Source organism: Streptomyces sp. NPDC023573 (assembly GCF_055559735.1).
The window spans coordinates 1-19,541 of record NZ_JBVHKB010000027.1 but is presented as its reverse complement, the minus strand read 5'-3'; the positions used below and the strand labels follow the sequence as shown (position 1 = coordinate 19,541).

Genomic DNA, 19,541 nt, shown 5'->3' with positions numbered 1-19,541 from the left:
CCGGAGACCACCTCACTATCGATGTCCTGCGGTACCCGGGCCCAGTCATTCCGCCCGGGCGATCCTGATGGCGCCTGGTTCCTCCGTTCTTCCTCGTTGATCAACTGCATATCCGGTACTGCGAACTGCTCGGTGGCCTGTGGCAGCGCCACCTTCGGCAGCCAGCCCCGTCGCCTGTCCTGCATCCGCTCTGGCTTGGAACCCCACTGCCGAACCTCCCGGTGCGCGCGCCCGCAGCCGACGCCTTCACCGAGGTGCTGCTCACTTACTTCACTGCTGGGCACCGCGAACGGCACCTAGGGATACTGCGGCACTGCTCATGGCGGCCCCTGATCACTACGGGCCACCCGGTCCGGTCACCAGTCCCGTCGCCGTCCTGCAACAACCCTGGCTTCGGAACTCCGCCACCGCACCGTCCTGCCAACTTCAACTACTGGTACCTCTGCCTGGCAGTTCGTCTCTGCCAGGCTCTGCTGACTTCCTCGGTCACGAGAGAAACCATAACCACACCACAACTCAATGTCTACCCTCCCCGACATAGATTTCGGTGTGTTCGGCGATGAGACATTCGGACTCGATCGGCGACACGACAAGGTTGAGGGGCCACAAGCCGGGCACAAGCACCCCGCAGACAGAACCAGCCGATGGACGATCCGAAGACCGGGGTGGACTGATGGACACGATGAGCGTCGACGTCACACCCGCCCGCTCCATGTCATTCGTCGCCGTCGTTCGCGGGAGCGCCAGGGCCTTCCTCGAAGGCCTCGTGATCCCGACCGCGGCCGAGGCCGCCGACACCGTGGTCCTGGTCGTCTCGGAGCTCGTCACCAACGCCCTGCGCCACGGCGGCGCCCCCTGCAGCCTGGAGCTGACCGCTCATCCGTACGGGATCGAGGTGGCTGTGCGCGACCGCAGTTCGCAGGCACCACGCATGCGCACCCCCGACCTGAACGCCGGTACCGGAGGCTTCGGCTGGCCCATGGTCAACCACCTCGCCCGCGCCACCGCGGTCACGTCGGGCCCGTCCGGCGGCAAGACCGTCACCGCCCTCCTCCCTCGCTAGCGCGCCCTGATGCCGGGCGCAGAGCAGGTGTCGGTGCGGCGCATGATTTCGTCAGTGGCGCGTCGCAGGTCAACTGCTCCAACGGGCCACGATGGTGTGACCGACGCGGAAGAGGGCGTCGCACTCCGCGCAGCACGCGCTGCCGAAGACGTAGGTCAGCTTGCTCGCGACGTCGTGCTGCCCATCGGCGACAGCACGCGCGCGAAGCCGGTTGGCCAGCCCTTCCAAGGAGAAGAGGGCTGTGGGCTGCAACTCCCTATGGTGCCCGGCGGCCTCGTCCATGCAGAAGCCGTCGGTCGTCGAGCAGTAGCCGTACTCGCCGAACACCACGAAGTTCTCGGCCTCACACACAGGGCAGGGAACTTCGAACTCCTCACCGCTGAGACCGTGCAGTTCCTCCCCCGCACCTCGACTCCCTCGAAGACCAGCAAGGGCTTCCAGCAGTTCCACGCAGCGATCTGGCTCGCCGGTCAGCGACGGATGGTGCAGTGCCCGCTCCACCAGCTCGATCAGCTCAGCGATCTCGGCAGCGTAGGCATCTCTTGGATCAAGCGTCCCGTGGGGCCGCTCGGTGCTGGTGACGATGGAAGCGGCCAGGAGCAAGGGCATGGTTCGGTCTGTGGCCGTCAACTGGCGCGCCTTCTCGGCGAGCGCGGGCAGAGTGGCGTAGCTCGCGCGGTAGACCGTTCCAGGGCTGATCAAAGCAGCTGCGGCTTCGACTGTCGCAGTTCATGATCGAATCAGGTCCACAAAGGGGGTTCCCCTGTCGGGGACGCTCACACGCCGGGAGCACGCGCAAGGCCCGCCGGCCGGGCAGCACGAAGGGGGGCGGCCGATGGCCTGGGTGACAGCGATCCGCGACGACGAGCAGGTCGAGTACCGGCTGCGGGGGCAGGCCGGGTGCTCGGTCGTGGTGTCCGACGCGGTGATCCAGGAACCCGCCGACATCGCGTCGGAGCAGCGGCTCCGGGAGGAGGATGACGCCGCTCTCATGTGGATGGGCAGCGGCCTCCGGGGCGTCGGCCTGTCCCAGGGCGCGGTGCTCGATATGGAAGGCAAGGAGGCGGCCCGGCGGTTGATGATCGGCTGCCACCCGGAGACGGGCGCCCGGCTGATCCGTACGCAGACGTCCGTCCGCGCGCACGAGAAGGCGAAGCTGGCGACCGCCCGCCTGGTCGAGGCGATCGAGGACGCGGCGCGGGAGAAGGGTGTGACGCCCGTCGGCCTGCTGGGCGGCAAGCCGAAGCAGCAAAGGGTCCTGGCGCAGCAGCAGCGAATGGTCCACCGCCTGGGCGACCGGCACCGGATGCAGGTGACCACCCTGCACAAGCTCGCCCGCGCCGCCGGCCTTTCCCTGGACCACGTCTACGGGGAGACCGAGCTGGCCGAGGCGCGGGCGCACGCGGAACAGCGGGTCGACGACCGGGTCCGGGGCTGGGACCTGACGCTGGACCTTCCCAAGAGCGACAGTGTCCTGCCGGGGCTCATGTGCGGCTCGGACGAGCGGGAGTACCGCGGCCTGGTGCACCGGGCGACGCGCGACACGATCCGGGAGTTCGAGCGCTGGGTCGGGTACGCGGTCGGCTCCGAGGACGGCCGGCCGGTCCGAATCGCGACCGGTGGACTGCTCGCCTGGTCGGTCGAGCACCAGGCGGCCCGGCCGATGGGGGAGGGGCTGCCCGGCGACCCGCACCTCCACCTGCACGTGACGATCGCCAACATGGGCCTGTGCGAGGACGGCGAGTGGCGCTCCATCGGCAACTCCGGCCAGGACCTGCACCGGCACGCGGCCGCTGCCGACGCCTTCTTCAAGGCCCGCGTCCGCTCGCTCACGCATCAGCGGTTCGGCGTGCGCCGGCAGCAGGCCGAGCGGACCGGGGCGTGGGAGGTCGACGGGATCCCGGAGCCGGTCCGTGATCTGTTCTCCCGGCGGCACGGCAGGATCGCGGACCTGGCCGGGGGCGATGCCGGCCGCCAGGAGCGCGAGGGTGCCGCAGCCGGGACGCTGCGGGCCAAGCACCGCGGGAACGCGTCCGCGATGCGCGAGAGCTGGCGGCAGCGCGCCCAGCAGGCCGGGGTCGAGGTCGACGCGATGGTGGCGGCCGTCGCCCCCGGGCCGCCCGGTCCGGGCGACGGCCCCATCGCCGACGGGCCCGGTGGCCCGCGGATTCCGCCGCCCGCCGACCTCGCCGCGTTCGTGTTCCACCCCGGGACCGGCCTCACCCGGAGCGAGAGGACGTTCACCCGCGCGCAGCTGCTCGCCGCGGTCGGTAATGCGCTGGAGTACGGCCTGGACGAGGCCCCCGGGCGCCTGGACTCGCTCGCCGACGACGTCCTCGACGTGGCCGGGTACGCGGTGCGCGTGCCGGACTTCGGCTCCACGGTCATGACGTCGACCGCCCGCTACACCACCCAGGACATCATCGACGCGGAGGAGTACGTCAGGGAGCAGGCGCTCGCCCGGCGGGGAGAAGGCCGAACCGCGCTGACCGAGGACCGGACGGCAGCAGCCGTCGACATCTTCCAGGGCGCGGTGGGCTTCGAGCTGTCAGACGAGCAGCGCGCGGCGGCGACCCGGCTGCCGAGTGGCGGGCACGGCATCGACACGCTCGTCGGCGTCGCCGGCGGAACCCACACACGGTCGGCCACACTCCACGACCAGCGCCGACGCGAGGTGCGACCGCAGGAGCGGCACCTGACCGGCATGGGGGAGGAAGGGGAGCTCGCCGGGGTCCGGGCCTGGAACCGCCGTCCGTACGGCGACCGGACCGACCAGGAGCTGACCCGGCTGATCGCCACAGGCCCCCTCGACGCCAGGCGTGAGGACAGGGTGGCCGCGGAAGCCGAGGAGACCGAGCGGGCGCTGCTGGAGCAGATCGCGGCCGACAAGTCCCGCGGGGAGACCCGGGGCCGGCGGGAGGTCGCGCCCGTCTACCCGCTGCTCGGTCTCGCCGCCGAGCGGCTGGCCGTCGCACGTGCCGAGCAGGCCCGCGGGACCGCCGCAGCAAAGGTGGCGGCCAAGGCCGATGAACGCCTCCGTGTCCTGGCGGCCGCCGAGGACAAGGGCCGGATCGCGTTGCGCCTTGCGGGCACGTCCCGCAAGGAACACCGGCAGCTCACCCAGCAGGCCACCGAGGAACGCGCGGCCGGACGGCGGGAGGCCGCCGACGCGCGGGCCGCGGCCTCCCGTGCCGCCGAGGCCGCGTGGGAGATCGTGCGCAGCAGCCCGTACGCCGCCGTGCTGGGTGCCACCGAGCGTCAGACCCCGGACGTCGACACTCTCGCGGCCCGGCTCACCGAGATGCGCGAGACCCGGATCCCCGCCCGTGTCCAGCAGATCGACACGGGCGATGCGAAGCGCGTCTCCCGTGCCCACGGCCAGGCAGCCAAGGCCCGTGACAACGCGGCCAGGCACCGGGCCGTCACCGATGGAGCACGGACCGAGAAGGCTTTGCGAGCGCGGATCGCTGAACAGCACCCCGGGCTCCACGAGTCCGAAGTGAAGCGCCCGCGCCGGTCTCCGGACGCTCCAGGGGGCCCGTAGCGCCCGTGTCGCCACGCAGGGGCAGAAACGTACGGGTCCACGCCCAAGCGTCTGAAGGACGGCTCTTTTCATCAGAACGGACAGCAGACCATGCACGACCAGCACGGTGGAAGCAGCTCGTACGATCGCGAACGGGACGGGGCTCGTAGCGCAGCGGTTGTCGCGCCTTCACCGCATGTGGGAGGACGCCGGTTCGAATCCGGTCGGCCCCGTCCCACCCGGCGAGTCACGACTGGCGGCACACGTCGCTATGCCCGGTCGGGACGCAGCGTCACGCCGGCCGGCTCCCACCCGGCGAACCCGGCGCTGAGTTCGTCGGCGGTGACGCCGGACCACGAGTTGTCGAACGCTCCGGGCCCGTATCCGGACATCAGCGATCGTGCGCCGGCGGCGGCACGCTCGGTGAGGCCGGCGGCGTAGGTGTCGCGGCGGTGCGGTGGAATCCCGCAGTAGCAGCTCAGGCCGAAGAACAGGTCGTACGGGCCGGGCCCGCCTGCCTCGTCGAGTCGGGTGGCATCCCTGGAGCGGATCGCCGACGCCCACGCGCACGCCGAGCGCGGACATACCCGGGGGAAGATCGTGATCCGCATCTGAACAGGCCGGGCTTTGACCCGCGCGCCAGCCTGTACACCCGACGGCCACTCACCTGGGCATCTCAAGGGCCGCTGACATGAGCTGAGGTCAGCGCGCCGCGACGGCTTCGATCTCGATGAGCATGTCGGGGTCGGACAGGGCGCTGACTTCCGCCAGGAGACTGGCCGGCCGGCACCGAAGCGCCTCGAGCTCGTCCATGAGCACCCCGTACTCAGCCTTGCAAGCCGAGATGTCAGTGGTGACCACGCGGATGTGCACCACGTCCGCCATCGTCATGCCACCCTCGGCGACGGTCTCCCCGAGCCGGCGCAGCGTCAGCCTGATCTGTCCGGCCATGTCACCTTTGTGCGCGATACTCCCGTCGTCGTCGCGAGCTTCGTGGCCGGCGACGTAGAGCCAGCTGCGCGGTTCATCGATCCGGACAGCGCGGTTGTACATCAGCTTGCCGCCCACAACGCGGGGACCGATCTCTTCCTTGCTCATGTTCCTCCGCTCCACGGCCGGCCAGGGCGACCTCGATGCCAGGCGTATCACCCGAGCACCGTTGCCCGGCCCTGCTCGGGACGCGTCATGAGATGTTCAGACGGATCGCCTATCGTGCGGGCGGACCGCGGAACACGCCTGCCGTCGCGTCCCGCAAGGAGAGAAGAAATTGAGCAGCACGCCTCAGCGAGCAGTCGGAAGCCGGGACGAACTCCAGCGGCGCCTGGGTGTGCCGGACGCGGTGATGATCGGTCTGGGATCGATGATCGGCGCCGGGATCTTCGCCTCCCTGGCTCCGGCCGCCCGGGCGGCCGGCTCCGGCCTGCTGCTCGGTCTCGCCCTGGCTGCGGTCGTCGCTTACTGCAACGCCACGTCCTCCGCCCGGCTCGCGGCCCTCTACCCGGCCTCCGGCGGCACGTACGTCTATGGACGTGAGCGGCTGGGCGACTTCTGGGGCTACCTGGCCGGCTGGGCGTTCGTCGTGGGCAAGACCGCCTCCTGCGCGGCGATGGCGCTGACCGTCGGCTTCTACATCTGGCCGGGCCAGGCCCACGCGGTCGCGGTCGCCGCCGTGGTAGCCCTCACCGCAGTCAACTACACGGGCGTCCAGAAGTCCGTCCTGCTCACCCGCGTCACCGTGGCGGTCGTCCTTGCCGTGCTCGTCGCCTTCGTGGCCGCCTCCCTCACCTCCGGCGCCGTGGACCCGGCCCGCCTGAACATCGGGACGGACGCCACGGCCGGCGGCGTGCTCCAGGCAGCCGGACTGCTGTTCTTCGCGTTCGCCGGTTACGCCCGCGTCGCCACGCTCGGCGAAGAGGTCCGCGATCCGGCCCGCACCATCCCCCGCGCCGTCCCGATCGCTCTCGGTATCACCCTCGCCGTCTACGCCCTCGTCGCCGTGTCCGTCCTTCTGGTCCTCGGCCCCGGTGAACTCGCCGCAGCCGAAGCACCGCTCTCCGAGGCGGCGCGGGCAGCCGGCGCCGACTGGCTCGTCCCCGTCGTACGCGTCGGCGCCGCCGTCGCGGCCCTCGGCTCCCTGCTCGCCCTCATCCTCGGCGTCTCCCGCACCACCCTGGCCATGGCCCGGGACCGCGCGCTTCCCCACGCGCTGGCCGCCGTGCACCCACGATTCAGGGTCCCCCACCGGGCGGAACTCCTCGTCGGTGCCATCGTCGCGGTAGCCGCCGGGACCACGGACGTCCGCGGAGCGATCGGATTCTCCTCCTTCGGCGTCCTGGCCTACTACGCCATCGCCAACGCCTCCGCATGGACCGTGCGCTCGGCCGAAGGCCGCAGACACCGGATCATCCCCGTCGCCGGCCTCGTCGGCTGCCTCGTCCTGGCGTTCGCCCTCCCGCTGCCCTCCGTGATCACCGGAGCGGGCGTCCTCCTCATCGGCGCAGCCGCGTACGGCATCCGCCACGCGGTCTCCCGGTAGCGCACCGGCCCGCCCCGGACTCCGCAGGAACCCGGCTCTCGGCATCCCGGCCCCGAGGTGTGGACCTTCGGCCGTGAGGCCGCGGGCGGAGGTCAGTGGCTGGTGAGTTCGCCGGTGAGCTTGCCGTGGAGGTCGGCGCTCGGGTCGTTCAGGCCGATGATCTCCACCGTCTTGCCCCGCTGCTCGTACTTGGTCTCGACGGCGTCCAGGGCGGCGACCGAGGAGGCGTCCCAGATGTGGGCGGCCGACAGGTCGATGACGACCCGGTCGGGGTCGTCGGCGTAGTTGAACTGGCCGACGAGGTCGTTGGAGGAGGCGAAGAAGAGCTCACCGGTCACGGAGTACACCACGGTGGTGTTGTCCGGGTCGGTGACGGCGGTGACGCGGGCGAGGTGGGCGACGCGCTTGGCGAAGATGACCATGGCGGTGACGGAGCCGACGACGACGCCGATGGCGAGGTTGTCGGTGGCCACCACCACCGCCACGGTGATGACCATGACGGCGATCTCACCGGTGGGCATCCGCTTCAGGGTCTTCGGGGCGATGGAGTGCCAGTCGAACGTCGCGAATGACACCATCACCATCACCGCCACCAGGGCGGCCATCGGAATGTCGGAGACGACCGGGCCGAAGACGATGCACAGCACCATCAGGAACGATCCCGCCAGGAACGTCGACAGGCGGGTGCGGGCACCTGAGACCTTCACGTTGATCATCGTCTGGCCGATCATGGCGCAGCCGCCCATGCCGCCGAAGAAGCCGGTGACGATGTTGGCGATGCCCTGCCCGATGGATTCACGGGTCTTGGAGGAGTGGGTGTCGGTGATGTCGTCGACCAGCTTCGCGGTCATCAGCGACTCCATCAGCCCGACCAGTGCCATCGCCAGTGCGTACGGGGCGATCGTCGTCAGGGTGTCCACCGTGAACGGGACGTCCGGCAGGCCGGGCACCGGCAGGGACGAGGGCAGCTCCCCCTTGTCGCCCACGGTCGGAACGGCGATGCCGGCCGCGAGGGTGATGGCGGTCAGGATGACGATGGAGACCAGCGGGGCCGGGATCACCTTGGTGACCTTCGGGAAGAACACCATCAACGCGAGTCCGCCGATGATCAGCGGATAGACGGCCCAGGGCACGTCATGCATCTCGGGCACCTGGGCCATGAAGATCAGGATCGCCAGTGCGTTGACGAAGCCGACCATCACCGAGCGCGGGACGAACCGCATCAGCTTCGCGACGCCCAGCGCGCCGAGGGCGATCTGGATGACGCCGGCCAGAATGACGGCGGCGATCAGATAGCCCAGGCCGTGCTCGCGGTTCAGGGGAGCGATGACGAGTGCGACCGCACCGGTGGCCGCCGAGATCATCGCGCGACGTCCGCCGACGACGGAAATGGTGACGGCCATGGTGAACGACGCGAACAGACCGATCGCCGGATCGACCCCGGCGATGATCGAGAACGAGATCGCCTCCGGGATCAGCGCGAGGGCGACGACCAGGCCGGCCAGGATCTCGGTGCGCCAGACCTTCGGGTTGTTCAGCCAGTCGGGGCGCAGGCCGCGCAGCCGCCCGGCGGGTGTCAGTACGGAAGTGGACAAGGAAGCAGGCACCTGTCGTGCTCGGGCACAACCCGCCGGCAGGCCGGGGCGTGCGGGAAGGACGCGCAGGGCCGAAGCGGAACCCTGCGGACGGCCCGCGAGCGGGCCGGAAGTCGAAGGGGACGGAGCCTGGCGCGAGTGTGCGGCCGACAGCTCACATCGGGGTGCGAGGCGTCACGGCGGGCAGGCGGCGGCGATCGGCGTCATGGACTCGCGCACGCTCTCTCCTGCAAGAATCGGGGTCTTCGCCGAGGGCGTCCTCGACCCCCGGGAACGGCAGCAGCGGAACGGTCCGGCCGCTCCCGCACCAGCAACTCTACCCTAACGTTAGAGTGGAGATGGGTGGGACGTACGGTATGCGGCCGCCACGACGAGAAGGGCCAGGGCCACAGCGTGGACGACGCGCACATGCAGATCGGCGAAGTCGCCGCACGGACCGAACTGTCCCTGCGCACCATCCGCCACTACGAGGAAGTCGGGCTCGTCATCCCCTCCGCCCGCTCCCAGGGCGGATTCCGCCTCTACACCGAGACCGACGTCACCCGGCTCATGGTCATCCGCCGCATGAAGCCCCTCGGCTTCACCCTGGACGAGATGCGCGACCTCCTCGACATCACCGACCGCCTCGACGCCGCCCCGCCGGCCGACAGCACCGAACGCGAAGCGCTTCTGCAGCGCATGGGGACCTACGAGCAGGCCGCGGCCCGGAAGATCGAGGACCTGCGCACCCAGCTGACCCGCGCGGAAGACTTCGCCGCCACCCTCCGCAGCCGCCTTCGGAAGGTCCCCGGCCAGGACATCGCACCCGGCGCTGCCGCAGTGCGCGCCCGAACCGTCCCCACCCGCTGAGAGCATCGGTCGTCGCCGCCCCTTTCCGACTGGTCCGAGGCGGGTGAGGGCGGGTGGTCCCATGGACTTGTCCAGGGATCCGGGGCGGTGCCCACTGCGGTGACTATGCGGCGCGGTCGTCTCGCAGGGCCTGGGCGAGCCAGGGGTACACCGGGACCAGGTTCGGTACCACCTGCCAGCCGTTGACGATCCATACCAGCTGCCAGTACCGGTCCACCCTGGGATCGTGCGCCTCTTCGAACTGCTGCGCCAGCCAGCCCCGGAACTCCGTGTCAGGGATGCGCGCGAACACCTCGGCGAAGCGGTGCACGAGGTCGTCGACGACGGGTGCGGCTCTGTCGCCGAGCGGGTCGATGCCCGACTCCAGGGCCTCAGCCACCCTCTGACGGGTGAACCCCATCAGCTCCTCGCCGGCATCGCGCTCGATGCCGAGCGGGCGCCCGGCGGCCTGGCGTACGGCCGCCCGGCGCATCCGGGCACGGAAGTCCTCGTCGCCGGCCAGCTCGGCGAGTTCCACCCACGCGGCGACCTGCTCGCCGGTCGGGTCATCGGGGAGATCGGGAGTCGCCGTGCGCATCATGGCCACCGTGCCCGGGTCGGCATCCGCTGTGCCGAAGGTGCCGTCCATGAAGTCGTCGATCAGACGTCGGCGTTCCTCGCCGGTCAACTGTGTGAGCCTGTGCATGAGCTTGGTCTCCTCGGGACTGGCCCCGCGGCCGGCCACGACTCGCAGAACGCTCCGGCGCAGTCGCAGCATGCGGATCTGGACGTCCATGGCGTCGGCGTGCGCCGCGGCGACTTCCGCCACCGAGAGCTCGCGGTCCAGTACCCGTTGAATCGTGGGCAGGTCCATGCCCAGCTCGCGCAGTGTGCGGACGAGTTCCAGACGAAGCAGTGCGTCGTGGTCGTAGAGCCGATAGCCGGCGGGACTTCGGGTGGTCGGCGCCACCACCCCCGAATCGGAGTAGAACCGGATGGTCCTCACGGCCAGGCCGGTCCGCCGGGAAAGCTCCCCGATCGAGTAGAGGGTCGTAGCGTCCATGGCCCCCACTCTGCTGTCTCCAGTAACTGGAGACTCAAGGCCGCTCCCCAGCGGGCCCCGGCCGGGATGTCCTCCGGTCCGCGACGAGGCGACCGTCCTGGTCGCTGCCGTCGCTCGCCCCGTGCGTGCCGAGGTCAGAGGAGCGTCCAGGGCGTTCGGGCCGGTTCGGTTCCGGACGGTTCAGCGGCCCGTGGTTCCGTCGAGGAGTTCACGCAGGATGTCGGCGTGGCCGGCATGACGTCCCGTCTCCTCGATCATGTGCGTGAGCGCCCACCGCAGGGACGGTCCTTCCGGCCGGGACGCCGGGCGGGCGACGGTGGCGGTCAGGTCGGAGGCGGCGCGGACGACCCCGTTCGACCGGGCGGCCGCGTCGCGGTAGGCGGCCAGGACGTCGTCGACCGTGTCGCCGGGATCCGCGGCGAAGGTGGCCTGCCAGTCGGCGACCTGCTCGCCGAGGAACAGGGCACGCTCCACGTGGGCGAGGTGGTTGACCAGACCCAGCAGGTTGGTGCCCGACGGGACACCGGGCGTGCGGACCTGCGGCTCCGGGACGCCCTCGACCTTGGCCGCCATGCAGGCGCGCACGTAGTCGAGGAAGCCGAGCAGTACGTCCTTCTCCGAGGTGCCGGTGCTCGGCGGCGGCAGGTCACGGCGGCGGTCGGACCTCATGGGAGTGCCCTTCTGTGCGAACGGTCGAGCAGGCGGATGGGATGGGCCGGGACGCTGCTCAGCCGGTGGTCCGGCGGATCAGCAGGACGTGGTCGACGACCTCGGCGGTCCGACCGTCCGGCCCGGAGGCGATCCGTCGTGGCGAGGCCGCCCTCTCGACCGACCAGCCGTCCGGGTCCAGGGCGAGGTCGGCGGCGATCTCGTGCGGTGTGGGGTGCGAAGCGTCGTGGTCCTGGTTCCACGACCACGGGGCGATCGATCCGTGGTCGACGATCAGCAGCCGTCCGCCCGGTGCCAGCGCCCGCGCCGCGGTCCGCAGCACCTGCGTGCGCGGCAGGTCGAACGGCGACTGCAGATACAGGGCGGTCACCAGGTCGAAGCGGCCCTCGGGAAAGCCGACGGCCAGGTCGTGCCGCTCGGCACGGACGAGGTCACCGAGCCCGCGTTCGCGAGCCGCGCCGGCGACCTGTGCCGTGGCCGTGCCGGAAACGTCGACGGCGGTCACCCGCCAGCCCGCACCGGCCAGCCAGAGAGTGTCACCACCGGTGCCGCAGCCCAGGTCGAGTGCGGTCCCCGGCGCGAGACCGGAGGCGATCTCCACCAGCAGGGGATTCACCCGGCGCCCGGTGGCCGCATCACGGGAGCTGTAGTGCTCCTCCCAGAAGCGGCCCGCATCGGAGTGCGCCTCGGGGGTGGTCTTTTCGGTCATGGACGGTGCTCCTCATCGGACGTGGTGGGACGAGACTGCCCGAGCACCGGCCGGAATTGCACGAGAACTTGCCGTATCGGCATGATGCCGGCCATGGACGACGACCGGAGCGACCCGAACGACCCGAACGACCTGGAGGGCGTGCTCGACGCCGTCGGCCCGCGGCTGCGCGCGCTGCGTCGGCAGCGCCGGATCACCCTGGCCGAACTGGCCACGGCCACGGGGATCTCGGAGAGCACGCTGTCCCGGCTGGAGGGCGGCCTGCGCCGCGCCAACCTGGAACTGCTCCTCCCGCTGGCCCGCGTCTACGACGTCCCGCTGGACGACCTCGTGGGTGCCCCGCCCACCGGCGATCCCCGGGTCCACCTCAAGCCGCTCCACCGGCACGGCATGACGTTCATTCCGCTGTCCCGCAGACCGGGCGGGATGCAGGCGTTCAAGATGCTCATCCCCGGCCGGGGCGCCCCGGCCGAACCGACGCCGCAGACCCACGGGGGGTTCGAGTGGCTGTACGTCCTCAACGGACGGCTGCGGCTGGTCCTCGGTGATCAGGACCTCGTGCTGCCGCCCGGCGAGGCCGCGGAGTTCGACACCGGACTACCGCACTTCCTGGGCAGCGCCGACGGAAGAGCGGTCGAGCTGCTGATCCTCTTCGGCCGGCAGGGCGAACGCGCGCACATCAGGGCACGTACCACCTGAGCGCGGGCCTGGGAGTGGGGGTACGGGTACGGGTACGTACCCATACACTGACGGGATGGGAAGGAGCACGATGATGTCTGATGCCAACGTCCGGATCCCCGAAGAGGCCAAGGACCGACTCGCCGAGATCGCGGCTGCCGAGGGTCTGTCGCTGCGCGCCTATCTGGCACGTCTGGCGGAGACGCTGCTGACGCCGGCGGAGCGTGCCGAGCGTGCGGAGAGGGCCCTGGTGGCGCTGAAGGAGTGGAGCGGATACTCCCCGACCCCCTCGGAACAGGATGACCTGGATCTTGAGCTGGATCGTCGTCTGGCGCAGGTGACCGCCCTGTGAGCGACGCCATGCACATCGTCCTGGACGACACGGCGATGGCCGCGGCGGGACAGGGGAACGTTCTGGCTTCACGGCTCATCCACCGCGCTCACGCGGAGCCGGGCTGGTTCCTTTACGTTCCGGCGTGCGCGCTCGTCGAGGCCGATCGTGCGCGGCCCGGTACGGCGGAGCACCTGGCTTCACTGCCCGGCATCACCGTCCTGGACCTGGACCTCGCCGCGGCGCTGGCGGTGGCGCGGCACGAGACCTGGGCGGCCGCCCACAGTCAGTACGCGGCGCAGCCGACCCCGGACCGCCCGGACGGGGCGATCATCGCGACGACCGCACCGGGCCGGTGGGCCGGTGAACCGGTCCGGGTCCTGGATCTCACGTCCTGAGCACGCGCCGGAGGGAACGCGGCCCCGCCCCCTGGCGGATTCGAGGATCCTTCGTGCGTCACCGGGTGGGGTGGAGATACCGGCGTCCGAATGATGACCGGCGGTCGGCCGGGGTGGCTGGGGCCCGGCCGTCCGGGGCACCGTGACCCGTCCGGGAGTTCAGTCCGCCGACGGCTGCGCCGGGCAGGCGAGGTCCTCGTGCGGGCGCTCTGCGTCCACCAGGAACGCCGTCACCGCGTTGTTGGCGCAGGTGTTGGTTCCGAACGGGTAGACCCCGTGGCCTCCCTGATCGGCCGTCACCATCCTGGCCCGGTCGCCCAGCGCCTCGCGCAGCTCACGGGCCCCGACGAGCGGTGTTCCCGGATCCTGCTCGTTCTGCACCATGAGGACGTTCGACGGTCCCTCCCCGCCGATCCGCACGGGCTTCTCCCGCGGCTCGGGCCAGAAGGCGCAGGGCGTGATGTTGCCCGTCGAACCGCCCATCATCGGGTACGCCTTGCGGTCGTCGGCGACGCTGCGCCGGTACGCCGCGATGTCCCGCGGCCAGCGCGAGTCGTTGCACAGTACGTGCAGTCGGCTTGCTGCGATGTTGTCGGAGGCGGCTTCCGGGGGCTCGGTAGGCAGCGGTGTGCCCTTGTCGAAGGCCTGCCAGAGCTTCGCCAGCTCCGGCATGCGCGCATCGGAGAAGAGGTACTCGAAGCTGACACCGCGGAACAGCGTTCCGTCGACGCCCTCCACCGGCTTCTTCGTCAGTCGCTCGGCCAGTTCGTGGTACTTCGCGGTCACCTCCTCGGGAGTGCGGCCCAGCCCGTACTCCGGCTTGCCGGCGACGAAGGCGGCGAAGTCCGGAAAACGGTCCTTCATGCCGCGGGCCAGTAGCCGGAAGGCGGTCGCGTCGTACCCCTGCGGGCCCAGGTTGCTGTCGAGGACGATGCGGTCACCGCGGTCGGGGAAGAGAGTCGCGTACACGCCCCCGAGGTAGCTGCCGTACGACTGGCCGAAGTAGGAGACCTTTTCCTCGCCGAGGGCGACGCGCACCCGATCAATATCGCGCGCGGTGTTCGCGGTGGACAGGTGCGGCAGCATGTCGCTGGTCGCGGACTTCCCGCACTGCGCGGCGAGGGTCTTCGCATATGTGGCCTCGCGGGTCACGTCCGCCGCGTTCGTGGCGAAGGCAGGGAGGTTGCCGCGGGCCAGCTGTTCCTGCGTCATGTCGCAGGTCACCGGGGCGCTGGCGCCGACTCCGCGTGGGTCCATGCCGATGATGTCGTACCTGGCCTGCACGGCCTCGGGCAGTTTCGCCTGCGCCAGCAATGCCGGGTGGCCGAGGCCCGGCATTCCGGGGCCGCCCGGGTTGGTCAGGAGCACCCCGCGTCGGCGGTCCGGGTCGCTGCTCGCCATGCGGGTGAGAGCGATACGGATGGTCCGGCCGTCCGGGTCGTCATAGTCCAGCGGGACCTCCAGACTGCCGCACTGCAGGCGGGGGGCCGCGAGTTCCTTCGGGCAGTTGCCCCACTTCAGCCCCGCCTTCTCCCGCTGTTTCTCCTTCTGTGCCTCCTGTGCCTTTCGCGCGCGCTGCTCCGCCGCCGTGATGGGACGGTTCCCATTCTCGTCCGGCCACGCCGCGAACGTCCCGGCGGCGGCGATCGCCAGTCCAGCGACGGTGCCCAGGGTTACGGAGAGTGCTTTGCGCTGCATACGAGGTCCTTCCGCTGTCCCGCTGCACCGGTGTTTCCGGCGCAGTCCCACTGCCGGTCCGGCTCTGCGGCGGTGCATCACCCGGCGGCACCCGGTCTCCTCCGCCCCATCACGGACTCCGTTTCGCGTCCGGTCGATCCGGTACGGGTACGAGTCTGTTCAGCGGGCGTCGCGAACACATCGGACCGGCGTCTCGAACCGTCCCCGACCCTGGTCGAGGGGGTGGTGCGACCACAGTCGGGGGTGAGGTGGCTCCCGGTCCGCTGCGCGGGGCCCCTACGCCTGGCGACAATGACGGCCATGGACATGGAGAACACGGACGTGAAGCCCCGGCTCGGCGGGTGGCAGCAGGCCTGGCGCCTGGGGGCAGCCGCGACGGCGGGCGTTCCGGTGTGGCTTGCGGCCGGCGTGCTGCTGGCTGACGGGCAGGCGGCGGAGACGGGCCGCTGGTTCGTCACCGGTGATCCACTGGTGGCGCTCGGCTGCCTGACGCTGCTGCTGTGGCGGCGGCGGTTCCCGCTCGCCGTCGCCATGACGGTCGTGATCGCCTCGACCGTGTCGATGCTGGCCACCGGCGCGGCGCTCCTGGCACTGGCTTCGCTCTCCACGCGCCGCCGCCCGGTGGAGATCGGGGCTGTCGTCCTGGTGTACGTGCTCGCGTCCTTGCTCGCCGTCGGGCTCTATCCCGTCGAGGCCGGCGACGGTGCGACCTGGCTGGGGCGGGCCGTCGTCCCCGCGCTGACCGCGGGCATCGCGGTCGCCCTCGGTACCGCGGTCGGGGCGCGGCGCGTGGAGGTACGGTCGCTGCGCGAACGCGCTGAGAGCGCGGAGCGGGAACAGGCGGCACGGGCGGCGCAGGCGCGCGCCCTGGAACGGAACCGGATCGCGCGGGAGATGCACGACGTGCTGGCGCACCGTATCTCCCTGGTCGCCATGCAGGCCGGGGTCCTCGGCCACCGCTCCGACCTCACGCCCGAGGAGAGCAGCACGCTGCTCCGCGGTATCGCCGACGGTTCCCAGCAGGCACTGGAGGAACTGCGCGACGTACTCGGGGTGCTGCGGGCGGGCCCGGACCGTCCGGAACCGCCGCAGCCCTCCTTCGACCGCGTCCCTGAACTGGTCGACGACGCCCGTACGTCGGGGCTGGACGCGACGCTCACCAGCACGGTGGCGGGAACGCCGTCCGACGCCCTCGGGCGGACCTGCTACCGGGTCGTCCAGGAGGGCCTGACCAACGTGGCCAAGCACGCCCCGGGCGCGGGCGTGAGCGTCACCCTGGAGGGAGCGGCCGGCGGCGAAATGCGGGTCACGGTTCGCAACTCCCGTGCCGGCGTTCGTACGGTCCGTTCGCTGTCCTCCGGTTTCGGTCTGCCCGGCCTCGGCGAACGCGTCACCCTCGCCGACGGGATGCTCGACCACGGCCCGGCGCCCGACGGCGGATACGTCCTCACCGCGCGGCTACCCTGGCCGCACCAGTCCCGGGAGAGATGAGAGTCGTGGACAGCGAGCGAGAGCCGGTGCGGGTGGTCGTCGTCGACGACGACCAGTTGGTACGGATGGCGCTGCGCCTGATCATCGACGGCGAACCGGATCTGACGGTCGTCGCGGAGGCGACGGACGGGGACGCCGCGATCGGCATAGTGGACGAACACCGGCCGGACGTCGTTCTGATGGACGTGCGAATGCCCGGCCGCGACGGCCTCAGCGCCACCCGGGAACTGCTCGGTCGGCCCGCTCCGCCGCGTGTGCTCATGCTCACGACCTTCGACTCCGACGACCTGGTGCTCGGCGCGCTGCGCTCCGGGGCCCTCGGCTTCGTGTTCAAGGACACCCCGCCCGCGCGGATCGTCGACGCCGTTCGGACGGTTGCCGGCGGCAACCCCGTGCTCTCCCCCTCGGCCACCGCGCGCGTGATCGCCGCGGCCACCGGGCCGCACTCCTCCGGATCCGACGCCCGCACCGCGTCCCGCGAAGCAGCGCGAAGGCGCCTGGCCGCACTGACCGAACGCGAACTCGACACCGCCCGCGCCATCGCGGACGGCCTGGGCAACCCGGAGATCGCCGGGCGCCTGCACATCAGTGTCGCCACCGTGAAGGCGCACACCAGCAGCCTGTTCGCCAAGCTGGCGGTCGAGAACAGAGTGCAGATCGCCCTGCTGGTGCGCGACGCGGCGGAATAGCCTAGGCGGTTCGTTCGGATCACTCGTCGTTGGACGAGTGTGCCGTTGGCTGACGCATCAGCCGCCTCAAGCAGTGGCGTGGCATTGCCACCCGCTGCGGGAAGACCGCGCGACCGTCAGTCTGGCCGGGCTCCACATCGCCGGCATCTTCCTGTGGTCCGCCCCGTGATCCGCTATCTCAAGTGATGTTGTGCCCAGTCGGAGACGCCGCTCAGTCGGGCGGCGGCTTTGCCGGGGTCTCCGGTTCGGGTGGGTTGGCCCACCTCGAAGTCGTGGCCGGTCAGGCCGCTTTCGTCCTCGACGATGTGCGCGATGCGATAGGCCAGCTCCATCACTTCCAACGCCGCCGGACCCCAGTGGCGGTAAGCGATCTCGATGTGGGCTGTGTCCCCGCAGTAGTCGAGCTGCACGCGTCCCGGCGGACCAACCGTCTCAAGGGTGAGGCTATACAGGTACTCCTCGGACTCGACAGGTCCGATGTCCCGCGAGACTCGGCCAAGAATCCGGTCCCACTCGTCCCGTTGCGCGTCGGCAAGTCGGAGCAGCGGCAGGTCGGCATCGGGATCAAAGCCGGCGTTGAGGCGGTCGAGCGTTTCCTGAAGCGTCAGGCCCGGCTGCACCCGCACAAGCACGATGTCGTAGGTCACCGGGTGAATCTACGCAGCCTCCCGCTCCTCAGCGACAGCGTTAACCCGGCCTCCAGAGCCAACTCGCTCGTGTTGATCCAGGCGGGAGGCCACGAGCGCCCTGGTCTCCGTGCTCGGGCCACCCCCTGGCAGCACCCGCTACTCGGTGATACTGTGTAGTGGTACTCGGTACTACGCAGTACCGCCAGGGTCGAGGAGGTCTTGCGATGGACGACCTGACGGAGATGCTGAAGGGCACGCTCGAAGGGTGCGTGCTCGAGATCATCGACGGCGAGGAGACCTACGGGTACGCCATCACCCGGCAGCTGAACGAACTCGGCTTCGCCGACGTCGTCGAGGGGACGGTGTACACCATCCTGCTGCGGCTGGAGAGGAACAAGCTCGTCCAGGTGACGAAGCGGCCGTCCGGAGTCGGTCCGCCGCGCAAGTTCTACGCGCTCAACGACGCGGGACGCGAGGAACTCGCGAAGTTCTGGACGAAGTGGCAGTACGTCTCATCACGCATCGACAAGCTCAAGGAGGGCGGGAGATGAACTTCTGGGAGACCGTCACAGGCAGCGATCTCACCAGGGACTGGAAGGCGTTCGAGGCCAGGGCCGAGGCCCTGCCGGACGACTACCGGGGGGCGTGGGACCAGATCAAGGTCCACCTCCTTCCCCATGGGGACTTCACCGGCCGGAACCTGATGCCGATCCTCGACGCCGCCCTGGGGCTGCTCGAGGAGACAGCGGCGGAGGGGCAAAGCGTCCACGAGGTGCTCGGCGACGACATCCCCGGCTTCTGCGCGGCGCTGGCCGGCGGAGAGGGGGCTCGCACCTATCGCGACCGGTGGCGCGAGCAGTTGAACAGGAACGTCGCAAGGAAACTGAACCGGCTGGGAGGCTGACGTGGGCATCCAGGACATCGTCGAGGGCAAGAAGCAGTGGCGGGCGCACACGGCTCGGGTCAGGGCGCTCCCGCCGGACTACCGGATCGTCTACAAGGAGATGCAGAAGTACCTGTTCAAGGTGGGACCGGTCGACCTGCCCGACGGACCTCTGCTCCCCGGGATCGTCGACTTCTTCGAGGAGGGGGTCGCCGCGGGCAAGGGGGTCCTGGAACTCATCGGTACGGACGTCGCCGCGTTCTGTGACGACCTGGTCAAGGACTCACGCACCTATGCGGACATCTATCAGGAGTCCGTCAGCGGCAAACCCGGCACGGCCGGGAAGTAGCACCTGTCACCTCGTGCCGTGGGCGTGACCCACCGGCACGAAGCGGTTCGCCCGCCCCGGACAGCGCGAGCAGGCGCGGGCCGAGCGCCCGCCGGAAGCCCCCGCAAGCCATGGCCGCCGAGCCGTTCATGACGGCCGGCGAGGCCTGTCGCAGCCCTGGCGAGCAACTCTTCGGGGGAGGGCGGTCGACACCCCCCCCGGGCGGTCCGCCTTCCTGAGTCCAGCCTTCGAAAGGAACACATCATGCCTCGATCTGTCATGCCCACATCCAAAATGGCCGGCGGTGACCCGTCGTCCCTCGCGGTCTCCGCCGTCGGGCTGCGCAAGTCCTACGGCGACAAGACCGTCCTCGACGGCATCGACCTGGTCGTCCCGGCCGGGTCCGTGTTCGCGCTGCTCGGTCCGAACG

General features: G+C 70.5%; 21 protein-coding genes, 1 tRNA gene and 2 pseudogenes. 15 read left to right on the top strand and 9 right to left on the bottom strand.

The features are described 5' to 3' along the window. The coding region (locus tag ACZ32T_RS36940; RefSeq protein ID WP_467371907.1) for a hypothetical protein at positions 1 to 296 on the bottom strand (296 nt) is incomplete at its 3' end. 377 nt (positions 297 to 673) lie between these two features. On the opposite strand from ACZ32T_RS36940, the gene ACZ32T_RS36935 reads away from it, so the two are divergent. Next, a complete protein-coding gene (locus tag ACZ32T_RS36935; RefSeq protein ID WP_467273896.1) occupies positions 674 to 1,063 on the top strand; it encodes an ATP-binding protein in 390 nt (129 codons plus the stop codon). 69 nt (positions 1,064 to 1,132) lie between these two features. On the opposite strand, the gene ACZ32T_RS36930 is transcribed toward ACZ32T_RS36935, so the two are convergent. Beyond that, positions 1,133 to 1,672: a hypothetical protein gene (locus tag ACZ32T_RS36930; protein ID WP_467371905.1), complete on the bottom strand. Its 540-nt coding sequence runs from the start codon at positions 1,670 to 1,672 to the stop codon at positions 1,133 to 1,135. Between the two features lie 226 nt (positions 1,673 to 1,898). Here ACZ32T_RS36930 and mobF point away from each other — a divergent pair, with 226 nt between their 5' ends. The 3 genes and pseudogenes from mobF to ACZ32T_RS36915 form a co-directional block, all read left to right on the top strand. Further along, on the top strand, positions 1,899 to 4,607 hold the full coding sequence (gene mobF / locus ACZ32T_RS36925; RefSeq protein ID WP_467371903.1) for a MobF family relaxase: 2,709 nt from the start codon (positions 1,899 to 1,901) through the stop codon (positions 4,605 to 4,607). A 138-nt stretch (positions 4,608 to 4,745) separates the two neighbouring features. After that, a tRNA-Ala gene (locus ACZ32T_RS36920) sits at positions 4,746 to 4,819 on the top strand. Between the two features lie 295 nt (positions 4,820 to 5,114). Beyond that, positions 5,115 to 5,201, top strand: a pseudogene (locus ACZ32T_RS36915) (zinc-binding dehydrogenase); the annotation flags it as partial. An 87-nt stretch (positions 5,202 to 5,288) separates the two neighbouring features. On the opposite strand, the gene ACZ32T_RS36910 reads toward ACZ32T_RS36915, so the two are convergent. Further along, positions 5,289 to 5,684 carry a Rid family hydrolase gene (locus tag ACZ32T_RS36910; protein WP_467273890.1) on the bottom strand — a complete coding sequence of 132 codons (396 nt, stop codon included), beginning with the start codon at positions 5,682 to 5,684 and terminating at the stop codon, positions 5,289 to 5,291. 169 nt (positions 5,685 to 5,853) lie between these two features. Between ACZ32T_RS36910 and ACZ32T_RS36905 the strand changes: the two genes are divergently transcribed. Further along, entirely contained in the window at positions 5,854 to 7,122 is a 1,269-nt protein-coding gene (locus ACZ32T_RS36905; RefSeq protein ID WP_467273889.1) for an APC family permease, read from the top strand. 92 nt (positions 7,123 to 7,214) lie between these two features. Here the strand turns inward: ACZ32T_RS36905 and ACZ32T_RS36900 are convergent, their stop codons facing one another. After that, on the bottom strand, positions 7,215 to 8,717 hold the full coding sequence (locus tag ACZ32T_RS36900; protein WP_467371901.1) for a SulP family inorganic anion transporter: 1,503 nt from the start codon (positions 8,715 to 8,717) through the stop codon (positions 7,215 to 7,217). A 393-nt stretch (positions 8,718 to 9,110) separates the two neighbouring features. Between ACZ32T_RS36900 and ACZ32T_RS36895 the strand changes: the two genes are divergently transcribed. Next, a complete protein-coding gene (locus ACZ32T_RS36895) occupies positions 9,111 to 9,566 on the top strand; it encodes a MerR family transcriptional regulator (protein ID WP_467273922.1) in 456 nt (151 codons plus the stop codon). 103 nt (positions 9,567 to 9,669) lie between these two features. On the opposite strand, the gene ACZ32T_RS36890 is transcribed toward ACZ32T_RS36895, so the two are convergent. The 3 genes from ACZ32T_RS36890 to ACZ32T_RS36880 form a co-directional block, all read right to left on the bottom strand. Next, on the bottom strand, positions 9,670 to 10,608 hold the full coding sequence (locus ACZ32T_RS36890) for a MerR family transcriptional regulator (RefSeq protein ID WP_467371899.1): 939 nt from the start codon (positions 10,606 to 10,608) through the stop codon (positions 9,670 to 9,672). Between the two features lie 180 nt (positions 10,609 to 10,788). Next, positions 10,789 to 11,277, bottom strand: a complete 489-nt coding sequence (locus ACZ32T_RS36885) for a DinB family protein (protein WP_467371897.1) — start codon at positions 11,275 to 11,277, stop codon at positions 10,789 to 10,791. Between the two features lie 58 nt (positions 11,278 to 11,335). Continuing rightward, entirely contained in the window at positions 11,336 to 11,986 is a 651-nt protein-coding gene (locus tag ACZ32T_RS36880; RefSeq protein ID WP_467371895.1) for a class I SAM-dependent methyltransferase, read from the bottom strand. Between the two features lie 93 nt (positions 11,987 to 12,079). On the opposite strand from ACZ32T_RS36880, the gene ACZ32T_RS36875 reads away from it, so the two are divergent. The 3 genes from ACZ32T_RS36875 to ACZ32T_RS36865 all read left to right on the top strand — a co-directional run bounded on the left by ACZ32T_RS36875 (position 12,080) and on the right by ACZ32T_RS36865 (position 13,393). Next, complete coding sequence (locus ACZ32T_RS36875) at positions 12,080 to 12,685, top strand: helix-turn-helix domain-containing protein (RefSeq protein ID WP_467371893.1); 606 nt, start codon at positions 12,080 to 12,082, stop codon at positions 12,683 to 12,685. 73 nt (positions 12,686 to 12,758) lie between these two features. Next, a complete protein-coding gene (locus tag ACZ32T_RS36870) occupies positions 12,759 to 13,016 on the top strand; it encodes a hypothetical protein (protein ID WP_467273878.1) in 258 nt (85 codons plus the stop codon). An 8-nt stretch (positions 13,017 to 13,024) separates the two neighbouring features. Beyond that, positions 13,025 to 13,393: a PIN domain-containing protein gene (locus ACZ32T_RS36865; RefSeq protein WP_467273920.1), complete on the top strand. Its 369-nt coding sequence runs from the start codon at positions 13,025 to 13,027 to the stop codon at positions 13,391 to 13,393. A gap of 159 nt (positions 13,394 to 13,552) precedes the next feature. On the opposite strand, the gene ACZ32T_RS36860 is transcribed toward ACZ32T_RS36865, so the two are convergent. Further along, the gene (locus ACZ32T_RS36860; RefSeq protein ID WP_467371891.1) at positions 13,553 to 15,091 is read right to left on the bottom strand and encodes an alpha/beta hydrolase; all 1,539 of its coding nucleotides are present in this window, start codon (positions 15,089 to 15,091) and stop codon (positions 13,553 to 13,555) included. 306 nt (positions 15,092 to 15,397) lie between these two features. On the opposite strand from ACZ32T_RS36860, the gene ACZ32T_RS36855 reads away from it, so the two are divergent. Together ACZ32T_RS36855 and ACZ32T_RS36850 are read left to right on the top strand one after the other, a co-directional pair. After that, positions 15,398 to 16,582 carry a sensor histidine kinase gene (locus ACZ32T_RS36855; protein WP_467371909.1) on the top strand — a complete coding sequence of 395 codons (1,185 nt, stop codon included), beginning with the start codon at positions 15,398 to 15,400 and terminating at the stop codon, positions 16,580 to 16,582. Continuing rightward, positions 16,579 to 17,271 (top strand): response regulator, encoded by a 693-nt coding sequence (locus ACZ32T_RS36850; RefSeq protein WP_467273872.1) that lies wholly within the window; start codon positions 16,579 to 16,581, stop codon positions 17,269 to 17,271. Before ACZ32T_RS36855 ends, ACZ32T_RS36850 begins: the two co-directional genes overlap by 4 nt. A 173-nt stretch (positions 17,272 to 17,444) precedes the next feature. Here ACZ32T_RS36850 and ACZ32T_RS36845 read toward each other — a convergent pair whose 3' ends face one another. Then, positions 17,445 to 17,918, bottom strand: a complete 474-nt coding sequence (locus ACZ32T_RS36845; protein ID WP_467273870.1) for a hypothetical protein — start codon at positions 17,916 to 17,918, stop codon at positions 17,445 to 17,447. 206 nt (positions 17,919 to 18,124) lie between these two features. On the opposite strand from ACZ32T_RS36845, the gene ACZ32T_RS36840 reads away from it, so the two are divergent. The 4 genes and pseudogenes from ACZ32T_RS36840 to ACZ32T_RS36825 form a co-directional block, all read left to right on the top strand. Further along, positions 18,125 to 18,451 (top strand): PadR family transcriptional regulator, encoded by a 327-nt coding sequence (locus ACZ32T_RS36840; protein ID WP_467273868.1) that lies wholly within the window; start codon positions 18,125 to 18,127, stop codon positions 18,449 to 18,451. After that, positions 18,448 to 18,804: a DUF1048 domain-containing protein gene (locus tag ACZ32T_RS36835; protein ID WP_467371889.1), complete on the top strand. Its 357-nt coding sequence runs from the start codon at positions 18,448 to 18,450 to the stop codon at positions 18,802 to 18,804. The genes ACZ32T_RS36840 and ACZ32T_RS36835 overlap by 4 nt, the downstream gene beginning before the upstream one ends. Before the next feature lies 1 nt (position 18,805). Beyond that, on the top strand, positions 18,806 to 19,132 hold the full coding sequence (locus ACZ32T_RS36830; protein WP_467371887.1) for a DUF1048 domain-containing protein: 327 nt from the start codon (positions 18,806 to 18,808) through the stop codon (positions 19,130 to 19,132). A 258-nt stretch (positions 19,133 to 19,390) separates the two neighbouring features. Beyond that, a pseudogene (locus ACZ32T_RS36825) lies at positions 19,391 to 19,541 on the top strand (ABC transporter); the annotation flags it as partial.

What these genes read in the sequence shown, in the direction of transcription:
- ACZ32T_RS36865 (WP_467273920.1), top strand. Translation starts at nt 13,025, where the DNA reads ATGCACATCGTCCTGGACGACACGGCGATGGCCGCGGCGGGACAGGGG.
- mobF (WP_467371903.1), top strand. Translation starts at nt 1,899, where the DNA reads ATGGCCTGGGTGACAGCGATCCGCGACGACGAGCAGGTCGAGTACCGG.
- ACZ32T_RS36935 (WP_467273896.1), top strand. Translation starts at nt 674, where the DNA reads ATGGACACGATGAGCGTCGACGTCACACCCGCCCGCTCCATGTCATTC.
- ACZ32T_RS36880 (WP_467371895.1), bottom strand. Translation starts at nt 11,986, where the DNA reads ATGACCGAAAAGACCACCCCCGAGGCGCACTCCGATGCGGGCCGCTTC.
- ACZ32T_RS36890 (WP_467371899.1), bottom strand. Translation starts at nt 10,608, where the DNA reads ATGGACGCTACGACCCTCTACTCGATCGGGGAGCTTTCCCGGCGGACC.
- ACZ32T_RS36885 (WP_467371897.1), bottom strand. Translation starts at nt 11,277, where the DNA reads ATGAGGTCCGACCGCCGCCGTGACCTGCCGCCGCCGAGCACCGGCACC.
- ACZ32T_RS36870 (WP_467273878.1), top strand. Translation starts at nt 12,759, where the DNA reads ATGTCTGATGCCAACGTCCGGATCCCCGAAGAGGCCAAGGACCGACTC.
- ACZ32T_RS36910 (WP_467273890.1), bottom strand. Translation starts at nt 5,684, where the DNA reads ATGAGCAAGGAAGAGATCGGTCCCCGCGTTGTGGGCGGCAAGCTGATG.
- ACZ32T_RS36930 (WP_467371905.1), bottom strand. Translation starts at nt 1,672, where the DNA reads ATGCCCTTGCTCCTGGCCGCTTCCATCGTCACCAGCACCGAGCGGCCC.
- ACZ32T_RS36835 (WP_467371889.1), top strand. Translation starts at nt 18,448, where the DNA reads ATGAACTTCTGGGAGACCGTCACAGGCAGCGATCTCACCAGGGACTGG.
- ACZ32T_RS36850 (WP_467273872.1), top strand. Translation starts at nt 16,579, where the DNA reads ATGAGAGTCGTGGACAGCGAGCGAGAGCCGGTGCGGGTGGTCGTCGTC.
- ACZ32T_RS36875 (WP_467371893.1), top strand. Translation starts at nt 12,080, where the DNA reads ATGGACGACGACCGGAGCGACCCGAACGACCCGAACGACCTGGAGGGC.
- ACZ32T_RS36860 (WP_467371891.1), bottom strand. Translation starts at nt 15,091, where the DNA reads ATGCAGCGCAAAGCACTCTCCGTAACCCTGGGCACCGTCGCTGGACTG.
- ACZ32T_RS36840 (WP_467273868.1), top strand. Translation starts at nt 18,125, where the DNA reads ATGGACGACCTGACGGAGATGCTGAAGGGCACGCTCGAAGGGTGCGTG.
- ACZ32T_RS36855 (WP_467371909.1), top strand. Translation starts at nt 15,398, where the DNA reads ATGGAGAACACGGACGTGAAGCCCCGGCTCGGCGGGTGGCAGCAGGCC.